Annotated in this window: 6 protein-coding genes; 3 read left to right on the forward strand and 3 right to left on the reverse strand. The window is 66.4% G+C overall.

All coding sequences use genetic code 11. The features are described from left to right. Positions 1-49 precede the first annotated feature (49 nt). Both JHC57_RS11225 and JHC57_RS11230 read right to left on the reverse strand, forming a co-directional pair. Positions 50-2,899, reverse strand: a complete 2,850-nt coding sequence (locus JHC57_RS11225; RefSeq protein ID WP_294030094.1) for a TonB-dependent siderophore receptor — start codon at positions 2,897-2,899, stop codon at positions 50-52. Between the two features lie 171 nt (positions 2,900-3,070). Then, the gene (locus JHC57_RS11230) at positions 3,071-3,553 is read right to left on the reverse strand and encodes a peroxiredoxin (RefSeq protein WP_294030095.1); all 483 of its coding nucleotides are present in this window, start codon (positions 3,551-3,553) and stop codon (positions 3,071-3,073) included. A 129-nt stretch (positions 3,554-3,682) separates the two neighbouring features. Here JHC57_RS11230 and JHC57_RS11235 point away from each other — a divergent pair, with 129 nt between their 5' ends. Next, positions 3,683-4,246 carry a YqgE/AlgH family protein gene (locus JHC57_RS11235; protein ID WP_294030096.1) on the forward strand — a complete coding sequence of 188 codons (564 nt, stop codon included), beginning with the start codon at positions 3,683-3,685 and terminating at the stop codon, positions 4,244-4,246. Here the strand turns inward: JHC57_RS11235 and JHC57_RS11240 are convergent. Next, on the reverse strand, positions 4,243-4,641 hold the full coding sequence (locus JHC57_RS11240) for a hypothetical protein (RefSeq protein WP_294030097.1): 399 nt from the start codon (positions 4,639-4,641) through the stop codon (positions 4,243-4,245). The genes JHC57_RS11235 and JHC57_RS11240 overlap by 4 nt on opposite strands. A gap of 394 nt (positions 4,642-5,035) precedes the next feature. On the opposite strand from JHC57_RS11240, the gene ahcY reads away from it, so the two are divergent. After that, positions 5,036-6,451, forward strand: coding sequence for an adenosylhomocysteinase (ahcY, locus tag JHC57_RS11245; RefSeq protein WP_294030098.1), 1,416 nt, complete (start codon positions 5,036-5,038; stop codon positions 6,449-6,451). Between the two features lie 206 nt (positions 6,452-6,657). After that, the coding region (locus JHC57_RS11250; RefSeq protein ID WP_294030099.1) for a PAS-domain containing protein at positions 6,658-7,986 on the forward strand (1,329 nt) is incomplete at its 3' end.

A 7,986-nucleotide genomic window follows, 5' to 3' on the forward strand; every position in this document is an offset into this window, starting at 1 on the left:
CGGAACGAAGGCGGCGCGGCCTTTCGGGCCGCGCCGCCGCCCCCTTTTGTTACATCCTGAAGCTGGCGCGGACGTAATAATAGCGTCCGGGCAGGTCATAGGCGGTCGGATCGAAATTGTTGAGGTCGCAGCTTATGCAGCCCGGCGCCCTGACGTTGAACAGATTGTTCACGCCGAGCGCGAAGCCGAAGGCCTCGGGATCGTCCGCCGGGAACCAGCGCAGCTGGAAGTCGGTGTAGAAGCGCGCCTTCATCCGGTTGTCGTCGGCGAGCGGTTCGCGGATCGCCGAGACGTAGCGGCCGGTCAGCGTCGCGCCGATCGACTTGCCGTCCCAGTCGAGGATGCCGACCGACTTCCATTTGGGGAAGGTCTGGCTGGGACTGCCCTGTTCGGTGCCTTCGCGGCTGACGACGAGCCGGCCGTCGGCGGTCGGCACGATCACGTCGTATCGGGTGAGGATCGTGTTGTTCCAGGTGAAGCCGAAGCGCCCGGCCCGGGTCTCCTGCGTCCGGTAGGTCAGGTTGAGGTCGATCCCCTTGGTGCGGATGCCGGCGATATTCTGGAGCAACCCCTCGACGAAGGTCAGCTGCCCGCCGGGCGCGCGGGTGACGAGCGCGCAGGCGTCGGCATCGGCCTGGCCTACGCATTGCGCCAGCGTGATCTCGGCATTCACCGCCTGGATCGCGCCCTTGATCCTGATGTCGTAATAATTGCCCTCGAGCGACAGGCCGGGGATGAAGCCCGGACTGTAGACGCCGCCGAAGATCCAGCTGCGCGAGCTTTCGGGCGCGAGATCCTGATTGCCGCCGACGAGCACCGAGATCTGGGGGTTGGCCTGCGCATAACCCGCCGCGGGTACCCCCTGCGCGATGCAGTTGGCGCGGACGGTCTGGTTGTTGGTCCAGTTCTGCCCCGTCGTGGTCGAGGTCGAGCAGGGATCGTTGATCGACTGGTCGAAGCGCGACTGGGTGCCGAACAATTCGCCGATCGACGGCGCGCGGAAGCCCTCGGCATAGGAGGCGCGGAGGCGGAGGTCCTGCACCGGTTTCCAGTTGACCCCGCCCTTCAGCGTCGTCGTCGAACCCGAGGTCGAATAGTCCGACCAGCGCACCGCGCCGGTGAATTCGAGCAGGTCGACGAAGGGGATGTCCGACAGGACCGGCGCGCTCAATTCGGCATAGGCTTCCTTCACGTCATAACTGCCGCGGGTCGGCAGCGCCGGGATATCCGAACTGAAACCCGCGGCGACGATCGGGTCGGGATCGAAGCTGCCCTTGAGTTTGCGATATTCGACGCCGATCGCGACGCCGAGCGGGCCGCCGGGGAGGTCGAACAGGCTGCCGGTGACATTGGCCGAGGCGCTGAAGGTCGACTGGCGGCTGCGGTCGCGCTGGTTGAACATGACATAATCGAGCATCGGCCGGGTGATCGAGCCCTCGCCGCCGAAGATGTTGAAGGGCACGCAGTCGCCGGTGCAGTCAGCGACCGGGCCGAGCGCGCGGCGCAGGCGGTCGGAGTTGATGTTGCCGTACATCGTCTGCTTCGCCTTGTTGCGGCCATAGGCGGCATTGACGTCCCAATACCATTTGCCGCCGCCGACATCGAAGCTGCCGTCGAGCGTCGCGACGCCGTAGATCGTCGTTACCGTCTGGTTGAAACGGCGCGGTCCGCCCTCGACGAAGCGGCGATAGACGAAGTCGGTGTTGGTCGAATCGAGCGTCACGCCGAACGGATTATAGGGATTGCTGGCATCGACGGTGATCGCGTCGAGCACCGGGGTGAGGCCCGCGGCGACGCCGAAGCCGAAGGGCAGCGGCGCGGCCTGGTTCTTCGACTTGCGCTGGTTCCATATCCCGCGGACCGAGAAATTGATGCTGTCGCCGATCTCCTGCCGCGCGTTGACGAAGGCGCCATAGCGTTCGACCGGAATCTGCAGATAGTTGAACGGGCCGAAATTGAAGCGGTCGGCATCGCCGAACGCCTTGAAATCGCTGGCCGGGTCGGTGGGATCGCCGGCGTTGTAGACCGGCGTGCGGCCGATCACCGGGCCGCGCAAGGTCAGGTCGTTGCCGAAGACCGCGAAGCGCCCGAGCGGCACGAAGCCCGAGCAGCCGCCGTCGAGGCAGGTGTCGGAGTAGGGCGCCGGAAAGCGGGAGATGTCGCGGCTGCCCGCGAGGACGCCGCCCTGGTGGACATAGTTGGCGCCGACGACGATCTGCGTCGGGCCGCGGCCGTTGCCCCAGCTCACCTGCGCGCTCTTGGTAAAGCCGTCGCCCTGGCCGAAGCCGCCGACCTGCGCGCTCGCGCGGAGGCCCTCCTGACTGCGTTTGGTGATGATGTTGACGACGCCGGCGATCGCGTCGGAGCCATAGATCGCCGAGGCGCCGTCCTGCAGCACCTCGATGCGTTCGATCGCGCTCTCGGGGATCGAGTTGAGGTCGGTCGATCCGGGAACGCCGCTCGCCGAGGCGCCGTTCACATAGCGGATGCCGTCGACGAGAACGAGTACGCGGCGCGAGCCCAGATAGCGCAGGTCGATTTCGGCCGCGCCGGCGCCGACGCCGCCACCGTCGGGCGGGTTGCCGAGATTGCCGCTGTTGTTGAACTTGCTGTTGAGACCCCCGCCCGAACTCGGCAGGCGCTGGAGCACGTCATTGACCGAATTGAGGCCGGTCTTCGCGATGTCTTCCTGTCCGACGTGGACGATCGGCGCATCCTGATCGAGCGGGTCGCGGCGGATGCGCGAGCCGGTGACGACGATGGTGTCGCCCGACGTTTCGGCCGTGCTGTCCTGAGGCGGTGTCGCCTCCTGCGCGCAGGCCGGGGCGATATTCGCGAGGGCCGCGGCGACGGCAATGGTTGCCGCTCCCGACCGGGCCAGGTGCTGGAACCCTTTCATAATCCTCTCCTCCTGTCTTTTTCAGGCCTGTGTGGCCGGCTGCTATTTTTGCAGCCGCGTCAGCAACGCCCGGGAAAAGGACATGGATGAAAGGAAACCGCCCGCCGGACGATAATGTTCGGGCACTGTGGCCTTGCGGCCACAGGCCCCGACCGGCGGGCGGGAAGGGATTCAGAGCTGTTCGAGCATATGATCGGCGCTCGACACCTTGAATTCGCCGGGCGCTTCGACGTTGAGCTGTTCGACGACACCGTCGTTGACGATCATCGAGAAGCGCTGGCCGCGCTTGCCCATGCCGAATGCGGTGCCGTCCATCGTCAGGCCCACGGCCTCGGCGAAGGCGCCGTTGCCGTCGGCGAGCATCGTGACGCTGTCGCCCGCGCTCGCGCTCTTGCCCCACGCGCCCATCACGAAGGCGTCGTTGACCGCGGTGCAGACGATTTCGTCGATGCCCTTGGCCTTGAGTTCGTCGGCCTTGTCGACGAAGCCCGGCAGATGCTTGGCCGAGCAGGTCGGGGTGAAGGCGCCGGGGACCGAGAAGAGCGCGACCTTGCGGCCCTTGAAATAGTCGGCGGTGGTGACCTGTTCGGGACCGTTTTCGGTGACCTTCACAAAGGTCGCGTCGGGGAGCTTGTCTCCGGTCTGGATCGTCATGGTCGGCATCCTTTCGCTTGAGGGGATATGGTGGCGGTGACATCGTGTGCCCCGGCTGCCAAGTCAAGCGCGCCGCAGCGGTTGCGCGAAAGGCTGGACCGAACCGCCGCGAGGGGGCATGGTGTCGCGATGAGCACAGACCCCACCTGGTTCACCGGCCAGCTGCTGCTCGCGCTGCCGGGCATCGGCGATCCCCGTTTCGAACATTCGGTGATCGCGATGATCAGCCATGACGAGGACGGCGCGATGGGCATCGGCATCGGCGACCCGATCGACGGCATGACCGTGGGCGCGGTGCTCGACCAGCTCGAGATCGAACATGACGAGCCGCTCGACCAGCCGGTGTTCCTCGGCGGTCCGGTCGAACCGTCGCGCGGCTTCGTGCTCCACAGCCGCGACTGGGGCGGGCAGGAGGCGGTGCAGGTCGGCGACCGCTGGATGGTGTCGAGTTCGCACGATATCCTGCGCGCGATCGGCGCCGGGCGCGGCCCGTCGCGCTGGCTGGTGGCGCTCGGCTATGCGGGATGGTCGTCGGGGCAGCTCGAGGGCGAACTGGTGCGCCACGGCTGGCATGTCACCCCGGGGAGCGATGGCCTGTTATTCGAAACGCCGCCCGCCGAACGGTGGCAGGCGGCGTTTGCCGAAGCGGGAGTGGACGCCCGCTTGCTGACGACCGAAGGCGGCGAAGCCTAGCGCGCGAGAGCGAGGAGCGGCTTGCCCTGATTGAGGTTCGCGAGCGCGGTGCGCGCGGCCCAGCGCGAGTCGACATAGTCGCCGTTCGCGAGTTCGACATCGTAGCGGATCGGGCTGCCGATTGCCGAGTCATAGGCGGCGGCGGCTTCGGCGGTGCGGCCCAGACGAGCGTAAGCGGTGCCCAGATTGATCAGGCGCGACGGATCGCGGGCGTCGAGGCCGGTGTCGCCGGTCAGCTTGTCGACCGCGGCTTCGTTTTCGCCCGCCTTGAGTTCGGCGAAAGCGACCGGAAGCGTCTCCGAATCGGCCTGCGGCGCGGTGACGACGACGATAGATTGTGCCGCGGCAGGGCTCGCGAAGGCGAGGGCAACGAGCGGCAGCAGAATTTTTTTCATCTCTGGTATCTCCCCGAAAACTTTCGCCGATTTTCTCGCGCATCCGAAAAATTGTCAATATTTCCGGGCCTTTGTAACACTGTTGTCACAAAGGAGAATTAAGCTATCCGCAAGGCGCATTATAAGTCAGATTTTTCAGAATCTTGGCTTTTGCGACTCTGTGTCACAATCGGGTCGCGCCGGTTGTCACAATTGACGCGCGCAAAAATTATTTTTGCGGACGGTGCATTTCTGCGCCGCCGATTCGCCTGTCCGCGCTCCCGGCGGACGGTGCTTCGCAAGCGATATAAAGAAAAGTTTATATTTGATCGGCGCCGGCGTTTCGGCTAGGGCGCCGGCATGTTTTTCGTGGCCGCTCGCCTGCGGTCGTACTTGCCAATATGGAGAATCCCCCGTGGCCACTCTCGCCGCCGACACCCGTGACTATGTCGTTGCCGACATCAGCCTCGCCGATTTCGGGCGCAAGGAAATCAACATCGCCGAAACCGAAATGCCGGGCCTGATGGCGCTGCGCGCCGAATATGGCGCCGCGCAGCCGCTGAAGGGCGCGCGCATCACCGGTTCGCTGCACATGACGATCCAGACCGCGGTGCTGATCGAGACGCTGACCGCGCTCGGCGCCGAAGTCCGCTGGGCGACGTGCAACATCTTCTCGACGCAGGACCATGCCGCTGCCGCGATCGCCGCGTCGGGCGTGCCGGTGTTCGCGGTTAAGGGCGAGAGCCTCGCCGATTACTGGGACTATGTCGGCCGCATCTTCGACTGGGGCGTCGAGGACGGCACCACCTGCAACCTGATCCTCGACGACGGCGGCGACGCCACCATGTTCGCGCTGTGGGGCGCGAAGCTCGAGGCCGGCGAGACGATGCCGGCGCCCGAGAATGAGGAAGAGATCGAGATGCAGCGCGCGCTGAAGGCGTTCGTCGCGGCGAACCCCGGCTACCTCACCAAGACCGTCAAGGCGATCAAGGGCGTGTCGGAAGAAACGACGACCGGCGTCCACCGCCTGTACCACATCGCCAAGAAGGGCGAGCTGCCCTTCCCCGCGATCAACGTCAACGACAGCGTCACCAAGTCGAAGTTCGACAATCTCTATGGCTGCAAGGAATCGCTGGTCGACGCGATCCGCCGCGGTACCGACGTGATGCTCGCGGGCAAGGTCGCGACCGTCGCCGGTTTCGGCGACGTCGGCAAGGGCAGCGCGCAGAGCCTCCGCAACGGCGGCGCGCGCGTCCTCGTCACCGAAATCGATCCGATCTGTGCGCTGCAGGCCGCGATGGAAGGCTTCGAGGTCGTCTCGATGGACGAGGCCGTGAAGCGTTCGGACATCTTCGTCACCGCGACGGGCAACGCCGACGTGATCACCGCCGAACATATGGCGGCGATGAAGAATATGGCGATCGTCTGCAACATCGGCCACTTCGACAGCGAGATCCAGATCGCGGCGCTCGCCAACTACAAGTGGACCGAAGTCAAGCCGCAGGTCGATCTCGTCGAATTCCCCGACGGCAAGCAGATCATCATCCTGTCGAAGGGGCGCCTCGTGAACCTCGGCAACGCGACCGGCCATCCGAGCTTCGTGATGTCGGCGAGCTTCACCAACCAGACGCTCGCGCAGATCGAGCTGTGGACGCGCAGCGAGCAGTACAAGAACGATGTGTACGTTCTGCCCAAGCACCTCGACGAGAAGGTCGCGGCGCTGCACCTCGAAAAGCTGGGCGTGCATCTGTCGAAGCTGAGCCAGAAGCAGGCCGACTATATCGGCGTGCCGGTCGAAGGCCCGTTCAAGCCCGACCATTATCGGTACTGATTTTTCGCCTGACGGCGAAGGCGGCACCGGCCGGCGCCGCAGCGTTTCCGCATCGCGGAAACCCGGACGAAACTGCGGACGGCGCGCCCATCGGAAGATGCGGCGCGCCGATCCGCTTTGACATGCGATTGAAACATGACTCCATCGCCTTTAGGGCAGGCGATCATGCGCGCGGGATATCCTGACAGGCGAAGGCACAGGACGGGATGAGCGACACGCTTTCCCCGGCAATCTTGTTCGCCATCGGCCTGTTCGCGGCGCTGTGGCTGCTCGCGGGACTGTGGGCGACGCTGCGCGGGATTTCGATGCAGCGGCGCTCGGCGTTCGTCGCCGGACAGGCCGAGCGGCTGGCGAGCCTGGTCGAGGCGTCGCCGCAGCTTCCGGTCATCGTCCGCGCCGACTGGCGGGTCGAGGCGAGCGAGCGGCTCGGGCGCTGGCTCGGGCTCGAACGCGGCCCGCGCAATTTCGACGAACTGCGCGGGATCGGCAGCGGCCTCGATGCCCAGGCCCATGACGCGCTGCGGCAGGCGATCCTTGGCGCGCAGCGCGGGGCGAAACCCTTTGTCCTGAGTCTGAAGCCCGACGGCAGCCATCGCACGATCATCGTTCACGGCGCCGCGGCGCCGCAGGCTGTCGGCGGGCCGGGCGGCGTGCTCCTGTGGCTGAGCGACGCGACCGACGGGCAGCAGGCGCTGGCCTATGCGCGCAGCGAACGCGACGAGGCGATGGCGGCGTTCGAGGCGCTGTCGGGGCTGATCGAGGCGGCGCCCTTTCCGATGTGGTTTCGCGACACCGGCCTGTCGCTCGCGCTGGTGAACAACGCCTATGTCCGCGCGGTCGAGGCGAAGAGCGCGACGGCGGTGATCGATGGCGGGATCGAGCTTTGCGAGACCGTTGCGGGGGTGAGCGCGGTCGATGCCGCCGACGATGCGCGCGCCGCGGGAACGGCGCAAATGCGCACGATCCCGGTGACGATCGAGGGCGAGCGGCGGATCATGCGCGTCGTCGATGTGCCGCTGGCGCCCGAAGGCGGACGCGTGATCGGCGTCGCCGGCTATGCGATCGACATCCAGGAACTCGAAACCGAGCGCGGCGCGCACCGCCGGTTCGTCGATACGCAGCGCGAGCTGCTCGATCGCCTGTCGGCGGCGGTGGCGCAGTTCGGCCCCGATCAGGGGCTGAGTTTCGCGAATCTGCCGTTCCGCCGCCTGTTCGGTCTCGAGGCCGAGGAGGTCGCCGAGGCGCCGCCGTTCGCGCGGCTGCTCGACGCGTGGCGCGAGGGCGGCCGGACGCCCGAGGTGCGCAACTATCCCGAATGGCGGCAGGCGCATGTCGACTGGTTCGCACAGCCCGGCGCGAGCGAGGAGGACTGGCTGCTGCGCGACGGCACGCACCTTCACGTCGTCGCGCAGCCGACCCCCGACGGCGGGCTGCTCCTGATCGCCGAGGACAAGACCGAACAGGTGCAGCTCGCGGGCGCGCGCGACACGCTGCTTCGCGTCCGCACCGCGACCTTCGACAATCTGTTCGAGGCG

The organism is Sphingopyxis sp., from assembly GCF_016463645.1.
GTDB lineage: Bacteria > Pseudomonadota > Alphaproteobacteria > Sphingomonadales > Sphingomonadaceae > Sphingopyxis.